The sequence below is a fragment of the Winogradskyella sp. PC-19 genome (assembly GCF_002163855.1).
Classification (GTDB): Bacteria; Bacteroidota; Bacteroidia; order Flavobacteriales; family Flavobacteriaceae; genus Winogradskyella.
This window is the reverse complement of sequence record NZ_CP019332.1, coordinates 1,757,622-1,784,128: the sequence shown is the minus strand read 5'-3', so window position 1 is coordinate 1,784,128 and position 26,507 is coordinate 1,757,622. Positions and strand designations below refer to the sequence as shown.

Sequence of the window (26,507 nt, the reverse complement as noted above, 5' to 3'; positions counted from 1 at the left end):
TTTTAAGCGTAGTATTCGTTTACTAATTCTATGACACTTTCGACTGTAGGTACTTTAGCAACCCTTACGTCTTCAAAATGTTTTTTTGCAGTATTTGCTGTTGTTTCTCCAATACAAAATGCAATACCATTGGCTTTGTTTTGTTTTAGGAAACTATCAATTGTAGATGGACTATAAAACATAATACCATCTACATTATTCTCTAATTTTACAGCATCATATTTGGTTTGATAAGCTTCAACTTCATTGACTGTGATATTATTTTCAGTTAGAATGTTTGGTAAATCGTCTAAACGTAAATCACTACAGAAATAAGTGACTTCGGTACCGTCTATATATTCAACTAAATATTCTGCTAGCCTTTTTGCATTTGGCGCCATGTGTGTGACTTTGCCAATACGCTTTTCAACCATACGTTTGGTTCGTCGACCAACACAATAGATATTTTTGAACTGTAATTCTACCGCAGAAAAACTAGTCAATAAAGCCTCAACGGCATTTTGACTCGTAATGATAACATTCTGAATTTCGTTTCTAACGACCTTCTTATGAATTCGATTGAGACTTATTTTTATGGCGTCATTACTATCAGAAACTACATCGTTATGAAACAATAATTTTTGATCTTCTGTCAATGTTTTTGTAGAATAGATATTCGTCGTTTTATCACTACGCTGTAATTGGTCTATTAAGGTTTTGCCTCCTTTTTCAATAATATAATTTGCACAGAATTCTGCAATACCATCATGTTTTCCTAGAGGAACGACTTTAGTAACTTCAATTTTACGTGAGCCATCTTTGCTCAACAAAATGCCTTTAAAATGAACTTCATCATCTTTATTTACATAACAAATTGCACCTATTGGTGCTGTGCAACCACCTTCGAGACGATTTAAAAACTCGCGCTCAATGCTTGTCCCTATTTCTGTTTCTCTATGATTGATTTCTGCACAGATTTCTCTAACTTCATCGTCTTCTTCTAAAGCAGCAACCATAACCGCACCTTGTGCTGGCGCAGGAATCATCCAATGTAAATTAATAGAATTTTCTGGTGTAATATTTAAACGACCTAAACCAGCACCGGCAAATATGGCGCCATTCCAATCGTTGTTTTCTAATTTTTCGAGTCTGGAATTTACATTTCCTCTTAATCCAACAATTGTATGTGTTGGGTAACGGTTAAGCCACTGCGCACGACGACGTAAACTTCCTGTAGCAATTACAGCATCTTTTGCAGAAAGAAATTCTTCATTTTTCTTAAAGACTAACGTATCGTTGATATTCCCACGTTTTAATACAGCTGCTTGTACAATACCTTTTGGTAAAATTGTTGGTACATCTTTTAACGAATGTACAGCAATATCAATATCACCATTAAGCATAGCAATATCTAAAGTTTTTGTAAAAATCCCTGTGATACCAAGCTCGTATAAAGGCTTATCCAAAACAATATCACCTGTTGATTTTACAGGTACTAATACTGTTTTATGGCCTAAATGTTCAAGTTGAGACTGTACAGTTTTTGCTTGCCACATAGCGAGCTGGCTGTCGCGTGTGCCAATGCGAATTATTCTAGACATTATCGGTAGTTTCTAACTGAAAGATTTTTTTGATGAGCTCTATACTCTCATCAGAAGAATTGTTATCTTCTCTTAAATGGTGTGCAAACTGATTTGTTATTTTCTGAATAAGATTGCTCGAAATTAGCTCAGCTTGTTCTTCATTAAAATCACTTAGCTTTTTTCGCTGAGTCGAAAATTCAGAGTTTTTTAAATCTGTCAACTTATGTTTTATAGCTTGTATTGTTGGTACAAACTTTAGCGTATCTAACCAAGCATTAAATTCAGTTTTAATTTCAGAAATAATAATTTCAGCTTTAGGTATGAAAGCTTTACGTTTTTCTAAAGTCTCGTCAGTAATCTTGGCTAAATCATCTAGATGAACTAAAGTTATATTATCTAATTCCTTCACATCCTCATTCACATTTTTTGGAATAGATAAATCAAGAATTAACAATGGTTTTTCAGTCTGTATAAGTGTTTTATATATTGTTGGGTTTTGTGCACCTGTAGCAACAATTACAATATCAGAAGCATTAACTTCTTCTTGTAAGTTATTGTAGTCTTTAACTAAAAGATTAAATTTTCCAGCAACAGCTTCGGCTTTATCTTTGGTTCTGTTTATTAGGGTAATGTGAGGATTTTTAGTGTGTTTAACTAAGTTCTCACATGTATTGCGCCCTATTTTTCCGGTTCCAAAAAGTAAAATATTCTTATCTGAAATATTCTGAACGTTATTCATGATATATTGAACAGAAGCAAATGAAACAGAAGTTGCTCCAGAAGACAATTCAGTTTCTGTTTTTATTCTTTTGCTTGCTCTAATGACAGAATTTAGTAGGCGTTCTGTGTAAGAGTTTAATAAACCGAATTTTTTTGAACGTTTTGCACCAGCTTTCAGTTGACCAATGATTTCAAAATCGCCAAGGATTTGACTATCTAAACCAGAACCAACTTTAAACATGTGTGAAACAGCATCATTATTCTTGTGTACATAAGCTACATTTTGAAATTCTTCAACTGTTCCTTTTGTGTTTTCACATAGCAAGTCAATTAGCATACATGGACGTTTGGCAAAACCATAAATTTCTGTACGATTACAAGTCGAAACCAGCAATAAACTTTCTATCCCATTTAATTTCGCCTGCTCTAAAACAGCTGTTTTAGCGGCTTCACTTAAACTAAAATGACCACGTACTTCGGCATCAGCTTTTTTATAGCTGAGACCTATAGCATAAAAATGAGTGTTTCTTTGTTGTTGCATTCGCCCGTTTACCTGACTTGGAATTAACTCTGCAAAAATATATTGAAGCTTAATATAAAAATAACGCTGAAAGAACTTAAAGTGTCGTTTCGGGTTTTTTAAGTTTATTTTTTATTAAAACATGATTATTATCATACTTTTGTACTAAAATAAAGGGTTTTTAAGCTTATTGTTTAGAACGAATCTAAATAACAAAGAAATGAAAATTGAAAATTTAACTCCAAAAAGTATCGCTCAAGGGTCTTTTACTGAAACCTATCTTGAAGATGGTTTTTTTGTACTAACTTATAAGAATGATAATGATAGTGTTGAGATTGTCGAACGCCGTATAGATAGCAATTATATACAGTTTCATTTTTGTATCAAAGGCGAAGCCACTTTTGTTTTTAACCAAGGCACATATCGCTTACCTATCCATCAAGACACTTCACTATTACTTTATAACCCACAACGGGATTTACCCATTAACTTAGAGGTTCAACCAAATTGTTGGTTGGTTTCTTTAGTCATTTCTTTAGAGAAATTTCATGGTTTGTTCTCGCAAGATGCGTCGTATGTTACGTTTTTATCAGAAGATAATAGAGATAAAAAATACTATAAAGATGGCGTAATCTCTCCGTCAATGGCTGTAGTCTTAAATCAGTTGCTAAGTTTCAATCTTAATACCTCAATAAAATCATTATACTTTAAAGGTAAAGCTTATGAGATGCTCAGTTTATTTTTTAATAGAAGTGAAGATGCTAATATAGAGCAATGCCCCTTTTTGGTAGATGAAGAAAACATAGCTAAGCTTAAAAAAGCCAAGGATATTATCATCTCCGAAATGGCCGAGCCACCAACCTTACAAGAATTGGCTGACCGTATAGATTTAAGTCTAAAAAAACTCAAAGAAGGTTTTAAGCAAATTTATGGCGATTCGGTTTTTAGCTTTTTATTTGATTATAAAATGGAAGTTGCCAGAAAGTTATTAGAGTCTGGAGATTATAATGTTAATGAAGTTGGTCTAAAAGTAGGCTATAGTACAGCGAGTCATTTTATAGCAGCATTTAAAAAGAAGTACGGAACAACACCAAAGAAGTATATAACTGAGACCAACTAGTAAAGTCTTAAAACTATACTAATATTATAAAATTCAATACCGCTACCTTAATTGGTTAGTAAATTGGATTGTATTTTTGTATTTGAAAAAGAAAAAGAATGAAAGGAATATTATTAGTCAATCTAGGTTCTCCAGATTCCCCAGAGCCTAAAGATGTAAAAAGATATTTGGGTGAGTTTTTAATGGACGAGCGCGTTATCGATTTACCAGCTTTTGCAAGAGCGCTACTGGTAAAAGGTATTATTTTAAATACTAGACCAAAGCAATCAGCCAAAGCTTATAAAAAGATCTGGTGGGATGAAGGTTCTCCACTAATTGTATTATCAGAAAGACTCCAAGAAAAGGTTCAGAATAAAGTTGATTATCCAGTCGCTTTAGCCATGCGTTATGGCAGTATGACTATTAAAAAAGGCTTGCAGGAATTAGTAGACAAAGGATGTACAGAAATTAAAACTATTCCGCTATATCCTCAATTTGCGATGGCAACAACTGAAACAATCGATGTTAAAATTGATGAGTTGGTGGCAGAGCATTTTCCAGAGGTAAAAATTACGCAAACACCAGCATTCTATAAACGTCAAGACTATATTGATGCCTTATCGGCAAGTATTGGAGAAGTGCTTAACGACTTAGATTATGAGCATATTTTATTCAGTTATCACGGTGTTCCAGAACGTCATATCCGAAAAAGTGATATCACAAACGGAAACTGTAAGATGAATGGAAAATGTTGCTTTAAAAAAGGGAGTAAACAACACGAGTTTTGTTACCGTCACCAATGTGAAATCACAACGATTAATGTGGCGAAGAAACTAGGTCTTAAAAACGGAACATACTCCACAACATTCCAATCACGTTTAGGGTTTGACCCATGGTTAAAGCCTTATACAGACCGTACTATTGAACGCATGGGAAAAGCAGGAACTAAAAAAATGGCTATTGTAACGCCAGCTTTTGTTAGCGATTGTCTAGAAACCTTAGAAGAAATTGCTATGGAAGGTGAAGAAATTTTCCATGAAGTTGGCGGTAAAGAATTTACTGTAATTCCGTGTCTAAATGAGCGTGAAGATTTTGCACAAGTGCTCACAAATATGATTGAGGAATGGGCAAAAACTCCTGAAACAGCCACCGTATAATGGCTAAAGTATCGTCTCAAGATTTAGGGACAGAACCAATAGGGAAATTGCTTGTAAAGCAAGCCGTACCAGCATCGATTGGTATTTTGGTGATGTCACTAAATATTTTAGTTGATACTATTTTTGTTGGTAACTGGATAGGCGCTACAGCCATTGCAGCTATTAATGTCGTATTACCGGTATCTTTTTTTATTGCCGCTTTAGGTATGGCTATTGGTATAGGTGGTTCGTCCATAATCTCAAGAGCTTTAGGTGCAGACAATAAAGAAAAAGCTTTAAAAACCTTTGGAAATCAGCTCACCTTAACTTTTGTATTTACGGTCACATTTGCCATTTTTGGATTGTTGTTTGTAGATACGTTGATTCCTGCATTTGGCGGAAAAGGAAGCATCTTTGCACCAGCAAAAATTTACTATGAAATCATTTTGTATGGTGTTCCTATTTTAGGTTTCGTGATGATGGGAAACAGTGTCATTAGAGCAGAAGGTAAGCCTAAATTTGCCATGTATGCGATGTTGATTCCGTCTATAGGAAATTTGCTATTCGACTATATTTTTATTAATATTTTAGATTATGGAATGGCTGGTGCTGCTTGGGCAACAACAGGTTCATATATCGTATCGTTTTTATTCATTTTATGGTATTTCTTTTCGAAAAATTCTGAATTAAAATTAGATGTGTCGCATTTAGGATTTGACTTACCAATTGTAAAAGAAATAGGCTCGTTAGGTTCTGTTACTTTAGCAAGACAAGCGGTAGTTAGTGTTACATTTCTTTTAGTTAATAATGCACTCTATAATTTTGGAGGTGAAACATCCGTAACGGCTTATGCAATTGTTGGTCGTATGTCCATGTTTGCCTTATTTCCTATCTATGGAATTACTCAAGGATTTATTCCTATTGCGGGTTACAATTATGGTGCTAAAAAGTTTGACCGTGTTAAAGAAGTCATTTATACATCCATAAAATACGCAACGGTTTTGGCGATTATCATTTTCATTGTTTTAATGGTTTTTCCAGAGTTTATTACTAAGTGGTTTACTACAGACCAAGCTGTAACAGATGTTACACCAAATAATATGCGTTGGGCATTTGCAGCGATTCCTATTTTATCATTGCAGTTGGTTGGTGCAGCTTATTTTCAAGCTATAGGAAAAGCGCTTCCAGCATTGATATTGACCTTAACACGACAAGCAATCTTCTTTATTCCGTTGATGTATATTATGCCAATTTTCTTTGGCGAATTAGGTATTTGGATTTCGTTTTCAATATCAGATGTATTATCTACAATCGTGACCTATTACTTCCTAAGACGTGAAGTAAAGTTAAAGTTGGAGACCGTATAAGACTTCTAAGTAATATTCTTTATTTTTAGATTTCGAAACTAACTTATATAACTATCATGCGATTATCAACCATCTTTATAGCAGTTCTGCTCTCATTTTTCAGTTTAAATTTAGAAGCCCAAAACTTTGACGAATCTTATTATTCAGGATTAGAATATCGGCTTATTGGCCCTTTTCGTGGCGGAAGAAGTGCCGCAGTAACAGGTGTGCCAAATCAACCAAACTTATACTATTTTGGTGCAACTGGCGGTGGGATATGGAAAACTACCAATGGCGGACGTCAATGGGAAAATATTTCTGATGGTTACTTCGGTGGAAGTATCGGTGCAATAGCCGTTTCTAAAAGCGACCCAAATGTTATTTATGTTGGTGGTGGTGAAAAAACTGTAAGAGGAAATGTATCTTCAGGTTATGGTATGTGGAGGACAGTTGATGCTGGTAAAACATGGACATCTGCTGGCTTACCAAAGTCCCGTCATATTCCACGTATTGCGATTCATCCAACAAACCATAATATCGTTTTTGCTGGTGTTATGGGTAATCTATATAAACCTACTGAAGAACGTGGTGTTTATAAAAGTACTGATGGCGGAAAAACATGGAGAAAAACCTTATTTGCTAATGACAATGCTGGTGTTGTCGATTTAATAATGGACCCAACAAATCCAAGAATTTTATACGCTTCTACATGGCGAATTAATAGAACACCTTACAGTTTAAATTCAGGTGGCGACGGTTCTGCACTTTGGAAAAGTACTGATAATGGCGAAACATGGAAAGAGATTTCAAAAATGAAAGGTTTCCCAGAAGGCACTTTAGGGATTATAGGCGTTACAGTTTCTCCAATTAATAATCAACGCGTTTGGGCAATTGTAGAGAATAAAGACAAAGGTGGTTTATACCGAAGTGATGATGGTGGCGACACATGGCGACAAGTTAATAGCGAACGTAAATTACGCCAACGCGCTTGGTACTATACACGTTTGTATGCCGATACTAAAGATATCAATACAGTTTACGTACTTAACGTTAGCTATCACAAAAGCACTGATGGCGGAAAAACCTTCGGCAATTATCGTGCGCCGCACGGTGACCATCACGATTTATGGATTGCGCCCGAAGACCCAAACCGTATGATCATTGGCGATGATGGTGGTGCGCAAGTCACATATGACGGTGGCGAAACTTGGAGTACATATTACAATCAACCAACTTCACAATTTTATCGTGTAACTACAGATAATGCATTTCCATACAGAATTTATGCTGCGCAACAAGATAATTCAACTATAAGAATTCCGCACAGAACAGATGGATACTCAATAACAGAAGACGATTGGGAAAGCACAGCTGGTGGCGAATCCGCTCACATCGCGGTTGATCCAGAAGATAATGATATTGTCTACGGTGGAAGTTACGATGGCTTTTTAACCCGAAAAAACCATAGAACAGGAACAGTCCGCGCGATAAATGTTTGGCCAGATAACCCAATGGGACATGGTGCTGAAGGCATGAAATACCGTTTTCAGTGGAATTTTCCAATTATATTTTCAAAGCATAATCCGAACAGAATGTATACATTTTCTCAGCATGTACATGTGACTGAAAATGAAGGACAATCTTGGGATATCATCAGTCCAGATTTAACTAGAAATGACCCAGAAAAATTAAAATCTTCTGGTGGTCCAATAACACAAGATAATACGTCTATCGAATATTACTGTACTATTTTTGCAGCTCAAGAATCGCCATTAAAAGAAGGTTTACTCTGGGTTGGAAGTGATGATGGACTAGTTCATGTTTCAAAAGATGGCGGCAAAAACTGGGATAATGTCACGCCAAAAGGTATGCCAGATTGGATGATGATTAACAGCATTGAACCGAGTGCTTTTGACGAAGGTACTTGCTACGTTGCAGGAACAAAGTATAAAACGGGTGATTTTACACCATATTTATATAAGACAACTGACTATGGTAAAAGTTGGACAAAAATTACAAACGGTATCAATAATGAGCATTTTACGCGTGTGCTTAGAGAAGACCCAAAACGTAAAGGTTTATTGTATGCAGGTACAGAAACTGGCATGTACATTTCCTTCAATGATGGTAAAAACTGGAAACCATTTCAACTGAATTTACCAATTGTACCAATCACCGATTTAACGATAAAAGACAATAATCTAATCGTTGCAACACAAGGTCGAAGCCTTTGGATGATTGATGATTTATCTGTGATTCATCAGTTATATAATACAGATTTGAACACCAATTTATTATTCAAACCAAAAGACACGTATAGGATGCGTGGTGGCGGACGTGCAGGAAGTAAAACGACGGGAACAAATCACCCAAATGGGGTAATTACTTATTTTAATTTGAAAGATTTGAAGGACGACGATAAAGTATCTTTAACGTATTTTGATAGAAAAGGAGATACGATAAAAACGTATTCAAACAAAGACAAAAAGAATAAACTAAAAGTTGAAAAAGGTGCTAATCAATATGTGTGGAATATGACATACGATGGTGCCGAACGTTTGCCAGGTATGATTCTGTGGTGGGCAAGTTTAGAAGGTCCACGCGCAACTCCAGGCACTTATAAAGTAAGTCTAAAAGTTAATGATGAAGATCAATCTCAAAGCTTCAAAATTTTAGCTGACCCAAGAGCAGAAAGCACAGTTGCCGATATGGAACAGCAATTTACTTTCATTGAAAGCGTTAATAAAACGATGGATGAAGCACACAAATCCATTAAAAAAATCAGAAACGTCAACAAGCAACTAGGCGCATTCCAAAAGCAATACAAAGGCGACGAAAATGTAAAAGACTTGGTTGAAAAAGCAAAAGCCTTAAAAGAAAAGTTAAGTGATATTGAGAAAGCCTTATACCAAACCAAGAACAGAAGCGGACAAGACCCATTGAATTTTCCAATACGTTTAACCAACAAATTAGGGCATTTAAATTCTTTGGTTCGTATGGGTGATTTTGCACCAACGGCTCAAGATATTGCAGTAAAAAATGAGTTAACAGGAAAGATTAAAACCCAATTATCAGCTTTCAATACTATTTTAAGTGATGAGGTTAAGGCATTTAATACAGCTTTCAACTCAAAACAATTGAACTATTTATTTGTTGAGGATTAATGACAGATTTTTTAGCAGAATACTATTATTATATCAAATCGTTACACATCATATTTGTGGTTACATGGTTTGCAGGATTATTTTACATTCCTAGGTTATTTGTGTACCAAATAGAAGCTTTTCATAAGCCATCTCCTGAAAAAGAAATCTTAGGAAAGCAATTAAAACTAATGGCCAAACGTCTTTGGTATATTATAACTTGGCCATCGAGTATTTTGGCTATAGTTTTTGGGGTCTTAATAATTATTCCAAGACTATTTTATCTTACAGACGCTTGGATGCAAGTCAAATTAGGGTTTGTGTTACTGCTTATTATATATCAATTGATGACCCACAAATATTACAAACAGCTTCAAAAAGATATTGTGAAAAAATCTTCAAGTTTTATGCGCATTTGGAATGAAGGCGCAACGTTTGTATTGTTTGCCGTTGTATTTCTTGTGGTGCTAAAAGATGCTCTTAATTGGGTTTTTGGAGTTGTAGGCATTGTAATTTTAGGTATTCTTTTAATGCTAGGTTTCAGGATTTATAAAAATATTAGAACAAAAAATCCAGATGCTTAATTGGCGTGATTATTGTTATATTTAGAAGAATTTAAAAACTTTTATGGCGCTAAAAAAATTGTCTCTTCGGTCTCGTATATTCATTGCGATGATACTTTTGGTGTTATTAGCCTCAGTTTTAATCGGCGCGGTAACTATTTATCAGTATAACGAGGAAGCTAGAGAATACCACGCAGATAGGTTGGAGCGTAAGGAAGCTGCCATAAGACGTAGTATCGATTTGGCGATTGACGAAACATCTTTCCCAGTGATTACTGAGAAATTACCCTTTATTTTTAAAGAAGAAATTTTTAACATCTCTAATATTCACGGACTTCAATTGAATTTATATGATTTAGAAGGGCAATTATTAAAATCTTCAAAAGCCAAATTGCAACAAAATACAGCTGATGTTTGTTTGGAAGCAGAGATTTTGAATCAGCTTTCAAATACAGCGGAGCATCGTTATGTCTTAAAAAACGAAATTAATGGTAAGGTCTTTCAGTCTTCGTATTCTTACATAACAGATAAGAAGTTTAAAAATATAGCTATCCTAAATATTCCTTATTTAGAAGATGACGATATTTTTAATCGCGAGCTTAATGAGTTTCTACTTCGATTAGGATATGCATATTTAGTTATGATTTTGGCGGCAATAGTTCTAGCTTATTTTATTTCGAAATATATCACACGTTCATTGAAAACAATTAGTGATAAGATGACAGAGTTTCGCTTGGAAAAACGAAATAAAAAGATTGAAATAGAATCTTCTAGTGTCGAGATAGAAACGCTTGTAAAATCTTACAACGGTATGATTGATGAGCTCGAAGAGTCGGCTGTACAATTAGCAACAAGTGAGCGTGAGCAAGCATGGCGTGAAATGGCAAAACAAGTAGCTCACGAAATTAAAAACCCACTAACGCCTATGCGTTTGAGTGTGCAAAGCTTTCAACGAAAGTTTGACCCAGAAGACAAAAACATTCAGACCAAAGTCGCTGAATACAGTAATACGTTGATTCAGCAAATAGATACCATGAGTTCGATTGCATCTGCATTTTCAAATTTTGCAAAAATGCCAGCGCAACAAAGTGAACAACTTGATGTTGTGCATGTTGTGAAATTAGCGTTAGATATTTTTAATGAAAACTATATAAGTTTCGAGCCAGAAACTGAAGAAATTATTGCCAATTTTGATAGAACACAACTTATAAGAGTAGTTACTAATTTGGTTAAAAACGGAATACAGGCCATACCAGAGGAATCTGATAATCCAAAAATCAAAGTGAGTGTTTTTACTAATGAAAACAACGTAAATATTACAGTTGAAGATAATGGTACTGGAATAACAGAAGAAAATAAACTTAAAGTCTTTGAGCCTAAATTTACCACAAAATCAAGTGGAATGGGACTTGGCTTGGCAATGGTAAAAAATATAGTCGAAACCTACGATGGAAGTATTTCTTTTTCTTCAGAATATGAAAAAGGTACTATCTTTACAGTGACTTTTCCTAAAAAGTAGTTAGACATTCTGAACTATATTCAGAATCTCAGAATTTTTAATTAAAACCTTTACTATGACTTACCAAAACATACTCTCAGAATTTTCAAATGGTATCACAACCATTAATATTAATCGACCTAGTAAACTCAACGCGTTAAACAAAGTAACTATTGAAGAGTTACACCATGCTTTTGATATAGCTGACCAATCTAAAGATTCCAAAGTTGTTATTGTCACTGGTAGTGGAGAAAAAGCTTTTGTAGCAGGTGCAGATATAAGTGAGTTTGCTGACTTTAATGTTGCCGAAGGCGGAAAATTAGCAGCTAAAGGACAAGAATTATTATTTGACTTTGTCGAAAATTTAAGCACACCAGTTATTGCAGCTGTCAATGGTTTTGCTCTCGGTGGAGGATTAGAACTTGCTATGGCTTGTCATTTTAGAGTAGCTAGTAATAATGCAAAAATGGGCTTACCAGAAGTGTCTCTAGGTGTAATTCCAGGTTATGGCGGCACACAACGTTTACCGCAACTTGTTGGTAAAGGTCGCGCTATGGAAATGGTAATGACAGCAGGAATGATTGACGCTAATCAGGCTTTAAGTTATGGTCTAGTCAACCATGTTGTGGAAGTCGAAGAATTATTACCATTATGTCAAAAAATTGCAAGTAAGATTATGCGAAATTCGTCAGTAGCTATTGCTGAAGCTATTTTTGCAATTAATGCCAATTATAAAGACGGTGTTGATGGTTACAAAGCAGAAATAAAGGCATTTGGAAATTGCTTTGGTACAGAAGATTTTAAAGAAGGTACAACCGCATTTTTAGAGAAACGTAAGGCTGATTTTCCTGGGAAGTAAATATTTTCTACTGCTTCTGGTCACTTTGAAAAAAATTATCGTTTCAAGGTAAAATGCGCTTTAAACGTTCGTTTAATTCCATCTAATGGTTCAGTATATTCAACAGAAAACCAATAATCGCTAGTTGGCATATTATTGCCATTGTATGTGCCATCCCAACCAGCACCGGTTGGACTGAGTTGTTTGAGTAATTTTCCATAGCGGTCAAAAACATAGATTTTGGCATTTGGCTGGCTAGCTATACTTGTTATATTCCATGTATCATGGTTTCCATCATTATTTGGGGTAAAATATAAAGGATAGTCTATAATACTTTTTGTTACAGCTATAATATTACAATTGTATAAGTCTCTAACAAAAATTTGGTGTAATCCACCAGTAACATCTGTAAATATCCCAGATGCTTGATATGGGCCATTATCTAGACTAAATTCATAATCACCGTTACCAATAACTGAAGCTTCTAGGGTGTTATTTCCAGAAAAGGCAGTACTAATCAATTCAACTGTAATTGACTCTGGAGGATAAGAAGCTGACACATTTGTAGTTGCAGAAATGGTACAACCTGTTGCATTATTTGTAGCAATTACAGTGTAATTGTCAGCCTGTGTTGGACTAAAAGTTGGTCCAGTTTCCCCAGCAATAACTATAGCTAAAGGATTATCAATTGTCTCTTGTTCGGTACCTGCGTACCATTGAAATGTATATTCCGTAGTATTTAGTTGAGTATCTATTGGCGGCATTGGCAGAACTGTAGTATCGCTATCGATGACTTGGTCTGCGTTTGATAAACAAATTACGTAATTATCTTCAATCTCAATTGGAGGTACGGGATTAACTACTAAAGTCACTGGTATTACAACAAAGCATTGTTGATTTGAACCATTTGCCGGAGTTACTCTTACATATATGGTTTGGGTTGTGATTACAGTATTAATAAAAGATGTTGGATTAGAAATTGAATTATTTGTGTTTTCAATTTCTGCTGCAGCAAAACTCTCTAATTCGTAATAGGTAAAAGTATAATCCGAAGCACTAAGGTCATTTGTTGTGTCTGTATCAAGAAGATTTAGAATATCTGATTCTGCTCGTGTGATGTCAAAATTATCAAAACCGTCATTGTCTACTTCGCATTCTTCTAAAGGCAGAAGAGATGTATTATAGTTATCGTAAAGTGTGGTTATTAGGGTAAGTGTTTCTTGAGAAGTACAATTATTTCCATTAGTAACAACAACTATAATATCTCTACTAAGCTGTGTGTTGAGATAATTTTGAGGATCATTTATTGGGATATTATTGTCAAGGTCTGTTTGAGTTTCGTAATAATTTATAGTAACACTTGTGTCATTCCCGGTAATTTGACTCTCACGTTCTGTAAGGTCATAAATAGTATTTACTTCTACAGAGCAAATTTCAATAGCATCTGGTTCGAATATCACAGGATTAGGATTGACAATCAACTGAAAACTCATATCAATAGCATTAAAACATTCTTCATTATCTTCAACACTATTACCGTTGGTATCAAAGACAGCTCTCACATAAATAGTTTGTCCAGTACTTAAAAAAGTGTTTGGATTAGTAATTGGAATATCGTCAAGTGCATTTTGTTGAGAATTGTAATATTTAACAATAATAACTTCGGTTTGAGTATTGATAACTTCAGCATCTTTTGTGGTTAAATCAAAAGTGGCTTCGCCATTGCTACTACACAATTCGTAATCAACAATGCTATTATTTTCAGGAACTGAAAGTACATTTAGAATGATATGCGGACCTAAACCTTGACAACCATTGTTATCTTGATTATCTACACGTACCCAAATGATTTGACTGTTTGGAGATTGTTCATTTCTAAAATCAGTAAGGTTATTTATGGCATTAATTTCGCCCAACGCATCATTTTCGTTAAAGTAGTAAGTGGTTTCCAAATTTTGACCAACAGGAAATAAACTTTCTATTTGTGCTGTTGCATCACTAAAGTCAAAGGCACTAACACCATCAATATTGGTGCCTAATAAAACGTCATCACAAGTTTCATAAATGATTTCAAAATCATTAGGTATTTGTGTGGCTTCAACGAATAAATCAATTTGTGAGATTCTAAAACAGCCATTTGAAGTCTCTGCTCTAGCATAAACGACACTTGTTAACGCTGTTGGGTTTTCGTAAGATGTAAAATTAAGTATCTCATTTGCTGTATTTTCCATTTCTGCATCATTTTCCGAAGTATAATAGGAAAATGAATACGTTGTTTCACTGGTGATTAAACTATTTGCTTCAGTAAGATTGAATAAGGTAATGCCATCTTGGTCAGTGTCACACTGTTCTAAGGCTACATTGTTGTTTATTACCGGCAAATCAAAAACTGTTAATTCTATATTAGCAGAGCCAAAGCAAGTGCTTGACTGAATGCTTTGTCCTCTAACCCAAATTGTTGTACCTGTGGTTGTGTAAGCTTCTGGGTTTGGTATAGGATTAACATTTGAGTCAGCATCAGTTTCACTTTCATGAAATGTAATATCAATACCAGTTTGCCCATTCAATAAATCAGGAATTAAAGCATTTAGGTCAAATATACCGCTTCCGTTCTCTTCGGCACATTCTGAAATATCATCTGCGTCTCCGAGCTGAACATTACCTATACTAATAGTTATTGGTTGACTCTGGGTGCAATCTGCTAAAGATTCAATTAGTAATCTATATAGGTTACTTGATACTAAAGTTCCAGGTAATGTAACTGTTACTGTATTGTTAGTGTTAGTAACAACTTGTCCAACATTAGTGCTGTTTGCAAAGCTTCCTGTCTCATCGCTTAATACAGCTGTAAATAATGTAGAAGGACCAAATTGTCCAGTAAGGTTAAAGTCTAAATCAAAACTAGTTCCAGAACAGGTTTCTATAGCTGGTATTGGTTCTACAATCTGTATATCTTTTAGTAAATCTGTATATACAGTTACGAATACTTGTCCATTTTTACTATACGTTACAACGATATCATTAGAATTTGTATTTCGATCAATGTTATGACTATCACCGTCTGAAATTATAATCGGTGTTTCAAAATTTTGACCCTGATCAAAACTAATACTCATAACTAAATCACCGGAGTCTGCCTTATAACCATCGATTATAGTGCCTTGTTGGTCAGCAAACAAAGTTCTTCCTTGAACATTAGAGTTATTTATCCCAAAAACTAATTGTTCAGCAACACCAGTTGTTACATCTATTTTGTACGCATTAGAACCGTCACCAGAAGTAAATAAAAATGTACCGCAAGGACCATCACTTAAAGTATAACTCGAAAAATAAATATCTCCATCATTTGTTAATGGTATTTGATTAAAGCTTTGTCCGTCATCAACGCTATTATATAGTTCTAAAGCAGGATTATCTCTTGGTGCGTAAACAACACCATTTTGGTCAGTTAAAATATCGGCATACACATATACAGGAAGGTCAATAGATGTAAAGGACCCAACACCGTTATTAGAATTTACATATATATTTTGTCCCGATTGATTTACAATATATACATTATCACCATATGTAGTCATATGTATACTAGCAGCAAAATTAGAATCTGAGTTTACCTGAGTAGGTACTGAGAAAGTAAGTCCATTATCTAGACTTCTACTTAAAAAAATATTACTATTTCCAGAGCTTGCCCATACAATGAAGACAACTCCTTGGTCATTAACTTCAATTTCAGGCTCAACAAATGTCTCTGTACTTACTTGCACACTAGGCGAGAAACTAGCACCTCTATTATCACTTTTTGCAACTCTTACGCCTTCATCACCACTGAATACAACATAAATAATTCCATCGTTAGAAACTGCAATATTTCTACTTGTATTCGCCTGGCCAATTCCATTTGAAGTTCCTGTGTCACTTACGGGTACATCAGCAAATAATACGGTTTGCGACCATGATAAATTGATGCAAAAAAATGGAAGAAGAATAGTTATTGTTAGTTTTAAAAACCTATGCATTTTTGATTGATTAATTAGCAAGATATCTTTTTAGTTCTAGTTTTAAAAGTTTTAATGATGTTAGTAGTCAATAATTAACATATATCAAAAAATAATTTTTGTAATTTTTTCTTACAATATTTCTTAAAAATCTTTTTACAACTCTTAGCCCTTACTACCAAACTTTTTTACATTCAAAAGGCCAGTCTCCTTGATTAGTTTAGATATTTAAGTATATTTAATCTTTCAACTTAAGACTTATGAAACCAAGGATTTTTGCACTGATAATACTAGTTATACTTTCATCTTGTAAAGACACTACAAAGTCAGATATTCAAGTTTTTAAAGCTACAGATTTAAATAATGCCAATACTGTTTTGCTAGAAGCAGTTATGGAAGATGCATTTACGCCGCCAGTTGCTAGCCGAATGTATGCTTATGCCCATTTAGCACATTATATTACTTTACAAAGTTTAAGGGCTGATAGCCTAAAAACGATTACATCTAAAATCAATGGGTTAGAGCAATTTAAGCTACCAGAAAGTCAAGGTGTGAATCCTGAATTATCAGCGCTTTTGGCTTTTTCTCATACAGGAAAGAAACTTATTTATTCTGAGCATCATTTTGAAGCTTTAAATGATAGTCTTAAAACTAAAGCTTTAGAATTAGGGCTTTCTGAAAATGCAATAAAAAATTCTGAGGATTACGCTTTAGAAATCTCAAAACAATTTAGTAGTTGGATAGATAGAGACAAATATATTGAGACACGAACATACGCACGTTTTACAAGTACTAAAAAACCACAAAATTGGCGAGAAACACCACCAGATTATTTGTCGGGTCTAGAGCCTCATTGGGATAATATCCGAACAATAGTTGTCGATAGCGCCAATGTTTTTGCATACAAACAACTACCAGACTATAGTACGGAAAAAGACTCCGATTTCTATAAAATGGTCGATGAGGTTTATCAAGAATCTAAGAATAAAACTGAAGAGAAAGAAAAGATTGCATGGTTTTGGGATTGTAATCCAATTATGACCGTCCATAAAGGTCATATGACTACAACTATTCATAAATTCACGCCACCAGGACATTGGCTTAATATTATTAATCAGATTTCAACAAAAGAAAACTCTGATTATTTCAAAACCACAAAGGCATACACATTGACGTCTATGGCGATGTTTGATGCTATTATTGCTGCTTGGTACGTAAAGTATAAAACAGATTTAGTACGTCCGGTTACATACATTCAAGAAAATATAGATGCCGAATGGACACCTGTTTTACAAACACCACCTTTTCCAGAATATACAAGTGGCCATAGTGCAACTTCAGCTTCGGCAGCAGAAATTCTGACTAGTATTTACGGAAAAGATTATGAGTTTACAGATAACACACAATTACGTTTTGGATTAGAGAAACGTACATTTAAGTCGTTTAGAGAAGCAGCAAATCAAGTGAATTTAAGTCGTTTTTATGGGGGTATCCACTATATGCAAGGTGTTGAAGAAGGTGGAAGACAAGGTCGTGAAATTGCAAACTTTATTCTTAACAAATTAAAGTAAGACCATGAGAAGTTTTAAGTATTTAAGAGTTTTATTTTTTGTAATTATTGGATTTAGTTGCAAAGATGAAAAGCAAAAAGAAGGCGAGAACAAAGTTGAATCTACTAGTAAATCAACAAAGCCGCAAAAAGGACCTTCTCTTTTCACATACTTAGAGCCTTCTCAAACAAACATCAACTTTAAAAATGATATCATTGAAACAGATAATTTCAATATCATAACATACGAATATCTCTATAATGGTGGAGGTGTTGCAATTGGAGACATAAACAATGATGGTTTAGATGACATTTATTTTTCAGGAAATACAGTTAGTAATAAACTATATCTAAATCAAGGTAATTTCACATTCAAAGATATAACAGCTTCTGCTAAAGTAACTGGCGGTAAAGGTTTTAAAACAGGTGTGACAATGGCAGATGTTAATAATGATGGATTGTTAGACATCTATGTTTGCAAGTCGTCAGTAAGTGATGAAACATTAAGGAAGAACATATTATATATTAATAATGGAGACTTAACATTTACTAATAAGGCAGAAGAGTTTGGGCTTGCAGATTCAGGATATTCTGTACAAGCCTATTTTTTTGACTCTGATGAGGATAATGATTTGGATGCCTATGTTTTAAATCACCCTCGAAATCTAAAAGAAGCTAATGTTGTTAAGGTAGCTCAAAATGAAGCTGGCAAAATAGTGCCAGCTGTACCAACCGACTTTACAAATTTATCAAATAGATTTTATGTCAATAAGGATGCGACTTTTACTGATGAGTCAAAACGCGCAGGTATTTTAAACGATGCATTTAGTCTTAGCGCAGTAATTGGAGACTTTAATAATGATTTTAAACCAGATATTTACGTTTGTAATGATTATGTAAAGCCAGATAGATTACTAATAAACAAAGGAAATAATCAATTTGAAGATCAGATTGAAAACTACTTTAATCATACATCATTTTCGTCAATGGGTTCTGATTTCGCAGATTTAAATAATAATGGAAATCCAGATTTAATAACCTTAGACATGGCACCTAATAAAAATCATCGTCGCAAAATGATGATGATGATGCAGAACTACGATAAGTTCGAAAAAATGGTAGAGTATGACTACGGAACGCAATATGCCACAAACATGCTTAATGTCAACAACGGAAACGGAACTTTTTCTGACATTTCTTTTCTTAACAACGTTGCTCAAACCGAGTGGAGTTGGTCTGTACTTTTGGCTGATTTTGATAACGATGGACTTAAGGACGCACATGTTACTAACGGTTATAAACGCGACGTGACTAATAACGATTATGCGCGTTATAAAATGGATGAGCTTCAAAAAAAATTAAACGCTAAAGAAATAACTTTAAAACAATGGGTTCAAGAAATACCTAGTATACCTGTGCCGGCATTTTTATTCAAAAATAAGGGTGATAACAACTTTGAAGACGTTTCAGAATCATGGAATAGTGGTCAGCCAAGTTTTTCAAATGGAGCTGCTTATACAGATTTAGATAACGATGGTTACTTGGATATAGTAGTTAATAATATTAATGAGGTACCATTCATCATGAAAAATAATGGTAAGGGGCAATTAGATAATAGTTTTATTTCTGTTGATTTTAAGTTTAAAAAAAATAAGATAGCCTTTGGTACAATAGGAAAACTCACTCTGTCTGACGGCACAGTTTTGACTGAAACATATAATCCTACGAGAGGTTTTCTATCGTCATCTCAACACCAATTACATTTTGGGGTCAAAAAAGGTTTATCTGCCGTAAAACTAGAAATTATTTGGCCAGATAAAAAGATGCAGATTATCGAAAACCCAGAGTTAAATCAGATGATCTCAGTAGAAAGAAAATCGACTTCGACCTATGTAGTAGATTATAAAAAAGCATTATACTTCGAGGATAAAACCAATCTTTTAGAAAGTGGATTTTCACACAAAGAAAATGATTTTATAGATTTTAAACGTGAAGCTTTATTACACCATAAATACAGTGAAGAAGGACCAGCAGTTGTAGTTGACGACATTAATGGTGACGGATTAGAAGATGTATATCTTGGTGGTGCTAAAGATTTTTCTGGAAAACTATTTCTGCAAAATACTACAGGAACATTTACAAAAAAATCAATTTTAGATTTTGAAGTCGATAAAACACATGAGGATACAGATGCCATATTTTTTGATGCTAACGCTGATGGAAATCTCGATTTATATGTTGTAAGTGGCGGAAATGAAAGCAGCGCTAATTCTCGTAATTATTTAGACAGAATGTACTTTGGTGACGGCAAAGGTAACTTTAGCAGGATACGAAATGTATTACCAGAAATTTTTACAAGTGGTGCTGTTGTAAAAATCCATGATATTGATGGAGATGGACAAAAAGACGTTTTTATAGGTAGTCGTGTGACACCAGGAAGATATCCTGAATCTCCAAAAAGTTACTTTTTGAAGAATGAGAATGAATTATTTAAAGAAGCGACAACGACTTGGGGAAAAGAAATTTCTAATCTGGGGATGATTACTGATGCTGAATTTGCTGACTTAGATAATGATGGTGTTTCAGAACTTGTAATAGCAGGAGAGTGGATACCTATTTCGGTATTTAAGTTTGAAAATGGTTCTTATAAAAATCGAACATCAGATTTTAATTTAGATAAAAAAGTAGGTTGGTGGAATTCGATAACTATCGCAGATATTAATGCCGATGGTTACAAGGATATCATTGCTGGAAATCTGGGACTAAATTCTATTTTTAAAGCTTCTGAATCACAACCAACAGAATTGTATTATAAAGATTTTGATGGTAATGGAAGTATAGATCCAATTATAACAAATTATAACGAAGGTATAAGTTATCCACTTCATAATCGTGACAGAATGTTAGATCATATGGTGTTTTTAAAGAAACGCTTTTTAAGATATGAGCCATATGCCAATGCGACAATAAACGATATTTTTACACCTCAAGAACTTCAAGGTGTAAAGGTTTTAAAAGCAAATCATTTTCAACATACACTGTACGTTAGTCAAAATGGAAAAAGCTTTAAAGCAGAAAACTTACCTAGTGCCACGCAAATTTCAGTGCTCAATGACGCGGTTGTGACTGACCTTAATAATGATAATAAAGTAGATGTAATTGTTGGTGGAAATTTTTATGGAACTGATGCAGAATATGGAAGGTACGATGCCTCAATTGGGACAACTCTTATCAACTCAGATAATTCTAACTTTGAAGTCATCTCTGCAGTCGAAAGCGGATTAAAAATCTCAGGTAATGTTCAACATGTAAAACAGATTATAGTTGCTGGGAAACCACATCTTTTAGTCATTAGAAATAATGATTCTGCGAGTTTAATTAAAATAAAAAACAATTAATGTTTTGCGATTTTGAGCAAAAACCTTTTTACTGTCTTGTATCTACCATGTTATGCAATAGAAACAGTGGACTCACCAAGACAAAGACAATCAACAAAACAGGACTTAATAGTAATAACAAAATAATCTTTTTCATAGCATTTTTATTTGTTTTACGATTACAAATATCGGTGAGAAGTTGAAGTAAAATAATTACTAAATTGACTGATATTTACAGAATATTACCCCATTTTATATTAAATAAACTATACGATTTTACCTTATTTATTTTCGATTAATATACTATATTGATAAAATATTGTTTTTACTACCTAATCGGGGTTAATATAGTGTACTTTTTTAATAATTTTGAATATATCTCTTGTTTGTATTGAGTCTAACTTTGTTACCATTGTGAAAAAGCGTAAACCAGTATTAGAGAAAATTACTCCCGCTTTTGGAAGTTCTATTCATGTGCATAAACACGGGTCATATGTTGGTGAGAGTATACCCTATTGGCATTTTCATCCCGAGATTGAACTGGTTTATATAAATAAAGGCAGAGGTAAGCGCCATATCGGTAATCACTTATCCTACTATAATAATAGTCAGTTATTACTTTTAGGTTCTAACTTACCTCATTATGGTTTTGTGGATCGTTTAACTTTAAACGGGTCAGAAACCGTAGTCCAATTTCGGCCAGACTTTTTAGGAGATGAATTTTTTAATACACCAGAAATGATAGCTATTAGTCATCTTTTAGAACGTTCAAAAATGGGTATTTTATTTGGAAAAAAGACTAAGAAAAAGTTAGGTTATAAAATTGAAAATTTACCTGCTAAATCTGGAATAGAAAGAATCTTATTGTTATTAGAAATTCTAAATGAATTAACATGTTCAGAAGATTATAAAGTATTAAATGCAGATGGTTTCGTATTTGAAATAGAACCTCAAGATAATGCTAAGATTAATATGATTTATAAACATATTAATGAAAACTTTCAGAGACATATTAGTCTGAGTGAAATATCCGAAAAGGTTAGTATGTCCATACCAGCCTTTTGTAGATATTTTAAAAAAGTAACAGGAAAAACGTTTACCAAATTAGTAAATGAATATAGGATTGTGCATGCTACGAAACTTTTATCTGAGAGTCAAATGAGCATTACAGATATAAGTTTTGAGTGCGGATTTAATAATTTTTCTCATTTCAATAAACTTTTTAAAGAGTTTACAGGTAATAGTGCTTCTAAATATAGAAGTCAATTAAAACAAATGATTAAATAACCTAAAAAATAATGGTGAATAAAATAAATGAAGCGTTAGAATATTATAAAATCAAACAAGAAGAGATTTTAAATATTATTAATAAGCGTTCTAATCTCTCTGTCGATGAAATTATTAAGTATGGCGAAGAGATGTCTGTCATCGAGAATAAAATGACAGCATTAGAAGTTGCTAAAGAAAATTAAATTATAGCTCTCCATTCCATTCTGCATAAAATTGCTTCAGAAAGTTTTCCATGTAAGCATGTCTCTCGTTAGCAATTAGCTTCCCGGTTTTGGTATTCATTTTATCTTTGAGTAATAACAATTTTTCATAAAAATGATTAATTGTTGGTGCGTCAGAATTTTTATAGTCTTCTTTAGACATAGTAAGATTTGGCTCAATTTCCGGATTATATAAAGCTCTGTTTTTAAAACCACCGTAATTAAAACAACGTGCAATACCAATAGCACCAATAGCATCTAATCGGTCAGCATCTTGGACGACTTCTAATTCTGGAGATGTAAGCTTTTTACCAGTCTCAAAAGTATTTTTGAAAGACATATTCTCGATAATGGCTACAACATGCTCAATAATTTTGCTATCAACATTTTGGTTGAATAAAAATTCGCGAGCAATTTTTGGACCAACGGTTTCATCACCATCATGAAATTTAGGGTCTGCAATGTCATGTAGCAAAGCTGCTAATGAAACGACCAGAATATCTACGTTTTCTTTTTTAGCAATATGTAATGCGTTTTTGTAAACACGCTCAATATGAAACCAATCGTGCCCACCTTCTGCATTAGCGAGTTCAGTCTTTACAAAGGCAATAGTTTGGTCTATCAATGAATTCATATTATACAATAATAGTTTTGGTTATGGTTGCCTCAATATCTTTTATTAAGATATTTTTATCTTCAAATTGGTTCAACTCTAAAGGTTTGTGACAATCAAAAGTAATATGAGCACCTAAACCCATCGGAAATTTACCGTAACGTAATGTTTTCCATGAGTTATTAATGCTCACCGGCAAAATAATAGCATTTGGTGCATTCTCAAACATAGTTAAAAGACCTTTGGTTTTAAATGGTTTTGGTTTACCTGTTCGACTCCGAGTACCTTCAGGAAAAATAACAGCAGCCCAATTATTTTTTGAGATACGTTTGGCGAAATCTTCAATAGCTTTTATGGATTTAAAAGGTTCCTTTCGGTCAATCAAAACCGAACCACCATGACGTAAATTATACGACACACTTGGTATTCCTTTTCCTAATTCTTTTTTGCTTACAAATTTTACATGATGTTTACGTAGAAACCAAATCAATGGTGGTATATCATACATGCTTTGATGATTAGCTACAATAATGACAGGTCTATCTTTTTCAATGTGGTGTGGATTATTATAGCTAAAACGTGTACCTAAAACATTAAGACTGCGCATTAAAAAAAACTGTAACCAATCTACACTAATTTTATGTGCTTTATATCCAAAAACATTAAAACAAAACCACTGTATAGGGTGAAAAATGAGTAGGGATAACCCAAAGCAAATAAAGTATAAAACGGTGACTGGGTAAGCTAGTATCTTCATGATGGCGTAAAAATAAAAAACCACGATGAAAATCGTGGTTTAAATTTAAAATCTTAACTAGAAAACTAGCAATACTCGTTGTAAGCATCCATTAAGTTCTCTGCAATTAATTCTGCAGGGCGACCTTCAATGTGGTGACGCTCTAACATGTGTACTAATTCGCCATCCTTAAATAATGCCATACTAGGCGAGCTTGGAGGAAAAGGTACCATGTGCGATCTCGCTTGGTCAGTTGCTTCTCTATCAACGCCAGCAAAAACTGTCACTAAATTTGTAGGACGTTTTGCATTTTCTAAGCTCATTCGAGCACCTGGTCTAGCATTTGCAGCAGCACAACCACAAACCGAATTTACAACAACTAAAGTTGTTCCTTCTTTTGCAATAGCGCTATCTACAGCTTCTGTTGTATGTAATTCTTCAAAACCTACGTTAGTCAAATCTTCACGCATTGGTTTTACTAATTCTGCTGGGTACATATTTTTCTTTTTTAATTATCAAATTTTGTTTCGCAAAGATAACTAAAAATAGTCTTTAGCAGACAGTACTTTAGTTAGCAGTTGTTATGGTGCGATTGTATTTATCAATAGGTGTTTGGGCGTTACACTACTTCGCTAAAGCTACGTAGTGTCAGGCTCTTGGCAGTCGCTCTCTTCGAGGAGCTTCAACAATGCCTCCATCCTTAACGCTGGCATTGTAACAAAACAGTGAATAAACCAACTAACTATAGTATCTTTAACTTTTCAAAAAAATTATAATATAAGAATGAGTTTTGCAAAATGGATAGGCGCAGCAATTGGTTGGTCTTTTGGTGGGCCAATAGGCGCAATAGTTGGTATGGCATTAGGTAGTGTGGTAGATAATGCAACGGATTCTAGTCCACTTTTAGGAGAGCGTCAAGCAGGAAAAAAGCGTCGACGCGACCCATACAAACAACCAACATATCAAAGACAAAGACAACAACGCACACAAACCCGTTCAGGGGATTTTGAAGTAAGCCTACTTATTTTGGCGTCGGTTGTCATAAAAGCTGACGGTAAGCAAGACCAACGCGAATTAGATTTTGTACGTCAACAGTTTACTAATATGTACGGTAAAGACCGTGCGAATAAAGCATTTAGATTATTCAAAGGCATCACAAAACAGAATATTTCGACACGTCAGGTTTGTCTACAAATTAAGCAAATGATGGACCACGCGTCAAGATTACAGTTACTTCACTTTTTATTTGGGATTGCGAAATCTGATGGCTTAGTTACCAAAGACGAAATCAAACAGATATACACTATTGCAGGTTATCTCGGGATTAGTAGTCGAGATTATGAGAGTATCAAGGCAATGTTTTATAACAGCACTAATAATGCCTATAAAATCTTAGAAATAGAAAAAAATGTTTCTGATGATGAGGTAAAACGTGCCTATCGAAAAATGGCTAAAAAATACCATCCAGACCGTTTAAGTCACTTAGGAGAAGAACATCATGATGGTGCTGAAGAAAAGTTTAGACAAGTACAAGAAGCATATGAGCACATCCAGAAAGAACGTGGATTTAAATAAAAAAACCGAATCTTTAATAAAGACTCGGTTCTGACACTATTATATGGTTAAATCAGAGTATTATTTTAGACTCGCAGACAATTTACTTACATAAGATTTTGCTACTGCGCTAGCGCTTTCTGGGTCCTCTATTTTACTGGTTACTATAGCAATAAGTTGTTTGTTTTCTGGCGCTTTTAAGTCGTATACTGTAGTTTCCAAAACATAAACTTTAGATGTACTAGTTGTAATAGTTTCTGGAACATAATTACCTAAAGTTGTCATAGACATTGGATGACGATAATACCCATAAAAGCCACCATAATATCTAGGGTAATAACCATAATAATTACCTCCAGAATAATAACCACCTTCTTTTTGTAAACGTGTTTCTTCTTTTAAATCTTTTAAAACAGTTAGTACAATACCGTCAAATCCTTCGGACTCAAGCATTTTTTTTATCATACCTTTATTACTTTCAGATGGTTTTTCATTGGGGTTCATATTTCCAAACTTAGCAAAGCTTGAAGTAACTCTGTAACCATTTGACTCCATTTGTTTAATAATTTCGTTTTCAAAAACCAAACGAGTTTGGTCATTTGCAGAACGAGCAACGACCAAAAAATTTCTATTTTTTAAGTCAGAAACGTTATCACTTTTCCAAGAATCTAAAACTTTTACAGTTGAACAACTTTGAAATGTTAGTATAGAGATAAAACAAATTAAAAGGTATGTTGACTTTTTCATAATGGCTATTTTTCTATAAAG

19 protein-coding genes are annotated in these 26,507 nt (G+C 34.0%); 12 read left to right on the top strand and 7 right to left on the bottom strand.

Features of this window, described 5'->3' with window-relative positions; all coding sequences use genetic code 11:
• Positions 1-2 precede the first annotated feature (2 nt).
• Positions 3-1,580, bottom strand: coding sequence for a hydroxymethylbilane synthase (gene hemC / locus BTO05_RS08135; protein ID WP_087492186.1), 1,578 nt, complete (start codon positions 1,578-1,580; stop codon positions 3-5).
• Entirely contained in the window at positions 1,573-2,823 is a 1,251-nt protein-coding gene (gene hemA / locus BTO05_RS08130; RefSeq protein ID WP_087492185.1) for a glutamyl-tRNA reductase, read from the bottom strand. The genes hemC and hemA overlap by 8 nt, the downstream gene beginning before the upstream one ends.
• A 199-nt stretch (positions 2,824-3,022) precedes the next feature.
• On the opposite strand from hemA, the gene BTO05_RS08125 reads away from it, so the two are divergent.
• The 7 genes from BTO05_RS08125 (at position 3,023) to BTO05_RS08095 (ending at position 12,446) form a co-directional block, all read left to right on the top strand.
• Entirely contained in the window at positions 3,023-3,922 is a 900-nt protein-coding gene (locus BTO05_RS08125; RefSeq protein ID WP_087493314.1) for a helix-turn-helix transcriptional regulator, read from the top strand.
• A 98-nt stretch (positions 3,923-4,020) separates the two neighbouring features.
• Complete coding sequence (hemH, locus tag BTO05_RS08120; RefSeq protein WP_087492184.1) at positions 4,021-5,058, top strand: ferrochelatase; 1,038 nt, start codon at positions 4,021-4,023, stop codon at positions 5,056-5,058.
• Positions 5,058-6,404 (top strand): MATE family efflux transporter, encoded by a 1,347-nt coding sequence (locus BTO05_RS08115; RefSeq protein WP_087492183.1) that lies wholly within the window; start codon positions 5,058-5,060, stop codon positions 6,402-6,404. Before hemH ends, BTO05_RS08115 begins: the two co-directional genes overlap by 1 nt.
• 56 nt (positions 6,405-6,460) lie before the next feature.
• Positions 6,461-9,547: a WD40/YVTN/BNR-like repeat-containing protein gene (locus BTO05_RS08110; RefSeq protein WP_087492182.1), complete on the top strand. Its 3,087-nt coding sequence runs from the start codon at positions 6,461-6,463 to the stop codon at positions 9,545-9,547.
• Entirely contained in the window at positions 9,547-10,110 is a 564-nt protein-coding gene (locus BTO05_RS08105) for a CopD family protein (RefSeq protein WP_087492181.1), read from the top strand. Before BTO05_RS08110 ends, BTO05_RS08105 begins: the two co-directional genes overlap by 1 nt.
• Before the next feature lie 43 nt (positions 10,111-10,153).
• Positions 10,154-11,608 (top strand): sensor histidine kinase, encoded by a 1,455-nt coding sequence (locus BTO05_RS08100; protein ID WP_087492180.1) that lies wholly within the window; start codon positions 10,154-10,156, stop codon positions 11,606-11,608.
• A 55-nt stretch (positions 11,609-11,663) separates the two neighbouring features.
• Complete coding sequence (locus tag BTO05_RS08095) at positions 11,664-12,446, top strand: enoyl-CoA hydratase/isomerase family protein (RefSeq protein ID WP_087492179.1); 783 nt, start codon at positions 11,664-11,666, stop codon at positions 12,444-12,446.
• A 35-nt stretch (positions 12,447-12,481) separates the two neighbouring features.
• Here the strand turns inward: BTO05_RS08095 and BTO05_RS08090 are convergent, their stop codons facing one another.
• On the bottom strand, positions 12,482-16,441 hold the full coding sequence (locus BTO05_RS08090; RefSeq protein WP_087492178.1) for a T9SS type B sorting domain-containing protein: 3,960 nt from the start codon (positions 16,439-16,441) through the stop codon (positions 12,482-12,484).
• Between the two features lie 239 nt (positions 16,442-16,680).
• On the opposite strand from BTO05_RS08090, the gene BTO05_RS08085 reads away from it, so the two are divergent.
• The 4 genes from BTO05_RS08085 to BTO05_RS14120 all read left to right on the top strand — a co-directional run bounded on the left by BTO05_RS08085 (position 16,681) and on the right by BTO05_RS14120 (position 22,818).
• Positions 16,681-17,991 carry a vanadium-dependent haloperoxidase gene (locus BTO05_RS08085; RefSeq protein WP_087492177.1) on the top strand — a complete coding sequence of 437 codons (1,311 nt, stop codon included), beginning with the start codon at positions 16,681-16,683 and terminating at the stop codon, positions 17,989-17,991.
• Between the two features lie 4 nt (positions 17,992-17,995).
• A complete protein-coding gene (locus tag BTO05_RS08080; RefSeq protein ID WP_087492176.1) occupies positions 17,996-21,367 on the top strand; it encodes a VCBS repeat-containing protein in 3,372 nt (1,123 codons plus the stop codon).
• A gap of 393 nt (positions 21,368-21,760) precedes the next feature.
• Positions 21,761-22,633 carry an AraC family transcriptional regulator gene (locus tag BTO05_RS08075; RefSeq protein WP_087492175.1) on the top strand — a complete coding sequence of 291 codons (873 nt, stop codon included), beginning with the start codon at positions 21,761-21,763 and terminating at the stop codon, positions 22,631-22,633.
• Positions 22,634-22,644: 11 nt separating this feature from the next.
• Positions 22,645-22,818, top strand: a complete 174-nt coding sequence (locus BTO05_RS14120) for a hypothetical protein (RefSeq protein ID WP_198295213.1) — start codon at positions 22,645-22,647, stop codon at positions 22,816-22,818.
• 1 nt (position 22,819) lies between these two features.
• Here BTO05_RS14120 and BTO05_RS08070 read toward each other — a convergent pair whose 3' ends face one another.
• The 3 genes from BTO05_RS08070 to BTO05_RS08060 form a co-directional block, all read right to left on the bottom strand.
• Complete coding sequence (locus BTO05_RS08070; RefSeq protein ID WP_087492174.1) at positions 22,820-23,470, bottom strand: HD domain-containing protein; 651 nt, start codon at positions 23,468-23,470, stop codon at positions 22,820-22,822.
• Between the two features lies 1 nt (position 23,471).
• Complete coding sequence (locus BTO05_RS08065) at positions 23,472-24,056, bottom strand: lysophospholipid acyltransferase family protein (protein WP_410529713.1); 585 nt, start codon at positions 24,054-24,056, stop codon at positions 23,472-23,474.
• Positions 24,057-24,271: 215 nt separating this feature from the next.
• Positions 24,272-24,682 (bottom strand): BrxA/BrxB family bacilliredoxin, encoded by a 411-nt coding sequence (locus BTO05_RS08060; RefSeq protein ID WP_087492173.1) that lies wholly within the window; start codon positions 24,680-24,682, stop codon positions 24,272-24,274.
• Between the two features lie 286 nt (positions 24,683-24,968).
• On the opposite strand from BTO05_RS08060, the gene BTO05_RS08055 reads away from it, so the two are divergent.
• On the top strand, positions 24,969-25,760 hold the full coding sequence (locus tag BTO05_RS08055) for a TerB family tellurite resistance protein (protein ID WP_087492172.1): 792 nt from the start codon (positions 24,969-24,971) through the stop codon (positions 25,758-25,760).
• 60 nt (positions 25,761-25,820) lie between these two features.
• Here the strand turns inward: BTO05_RS08055 and BTO05_RS08050 are convergent, their stop codons facing one another.
• Positions 25,821-26,486, bottom strand: a complete 666-nt coding sequence (locus BTO05_RS08050) for a hypothetical protein (protein WP_087492171.1) — start codon at positions 26,484-26,486, stop codon at positions 25,821-25,823.
• Positions 26,487-26,507 lie beyond the last annotated feature (21 nt).

What these genes read in the sequence shown, in the direction of transcription:
- BTO05_RS08060 (WP_087492173.1), bottom strand. Translation starts at nt 24,682, where the DNA reads ATGTACCCAGCAGAATTAGTAAAACCAATGCGTGAAGATTTGACTAAC.
- hemA (WP_087492185.1), bottom strand. Translation starts at nt 2,823, where the DNA reads ATGCAACAACAAAGAAACACTCATTTTTATGCTATAGGTCTCAGCTAT.
- BTO05_RS08090 (WP_087492178.1), bottom strand. Translation starts at nt 16,441, where the DNA reads ATGCATAGGTTTTTAAAACTAACAATAACTATTCTTCTTCCATTTTTT.
- BTO05_RS08065 (WP_410529713.1), bottom strand. Translation starts at nt 24,056, where the DNA reads ATGCGCAGTCTTAATGTTTTAGGTACACGTTTTAGCTATAATAATCCA.
- hemH (WP_087492184.1), top strand. Translation starts at nt 4,021, where the DNA reads ATGAAAGGAATATTATTAGTCAATCTAGGTTCTCCAGATTCCCCAGAG.
- BTO05_RS08115 (WP_087492183.1), top strand. Translation starts at nt 5,058, where the DNA reads ATGGCTAAAGTATCGTCTCAAGATTTAGGGACAGAACCAATAGGGAAA.
- BTO05_RS08095 (WP_087492179.1), top strand. Translation starts at nt 11,664, where the DNA reads ATGACTTACCAAAACATACTCTCAGAATTTTCAAATGGTATCACAACC.
- BTO05_RS08105 (WP_087492181.1), top strand. Translation starts at nt 9,547, where the DNA reads ATGACAGATTTTTTAGCAGAATACTATTATTATATCAAATCGTTACAC.
- BTO05_RS14120 (WP_198295213.1), top strand. Translation starts at nt 22,645, where the DNA reads ATGGTGAATAAAATAAATGAAGCGTTAGAATATTATAAAATCAAACAA.
- BTO05_RS08110 (WP_087492182.1), top strand. Translation starts at nt 6,461, where the DNA reads ATGCGATTATCAACCATCTTTATAGCAGTTCTGCTCTCATTTTTCAGT.
- hemC (WP_087492186.1), bottom strand. Translation starts at nt 1,580, where the DNA reads ATGTCTAGAATAATTCGCATTGGCACACGCGACAGCCAGCTCGCTATG.
- BTO05_RS08125 (WP_087493314.1), top strand. Translation starts at nt 3,023, where the DNA reads ATGAAAATTGAAAATTTAACTCCAAAAAGTATCGCTCAAGGGTCTTTT.
- BTO05_RS08055 (WP_087492172.1), top strand. Translation starts at nt 24,969, where the DNA reads ATGAGTTTTGCAAAATGGATAGGCGCAGCAATTGGTTGGTCTTTTGGT.
- BTO05_RS08085 (WP_087492177.1), top strand. Translation starts at nt 16,681, where the DNA reads ATGAAACCAAGGATTTTTGCACTGATAATACTAGTTATACTTTCATCT.
- BTO05_RS08070 (WP_087492174.1), bottom strand. Translation starts at nt 23,470, where the DNA reads ATGAATTCATTGATAGACCAAACTATTGCCTTTGTAAAGACTGAACTC.
- BTO05_RS08050 (WP_087492171.1), bottom strand. Translation starts at nt 26,486, where the DNA reads ATGAAAAAGTCAACATACCTTTTAATTTGTTTTATCTCTATACTAACA.
- BTO05_RS08080 (WP_087492176.1), top strand. Translation starts at nt 17,996, where the DNA reads ATGAGAAGTTTTAAGTATTTAAGAGTTTTATTTTTTGTAATTATTGGA.
- BTO05_RS08100 (WP_087492180.1), top strand. Translation starts at nt 10,154, where the DNA reads ATGGCGCTAAAAAAATTGTCTCTTCGGTCTCGTATATTCATTGCGATG.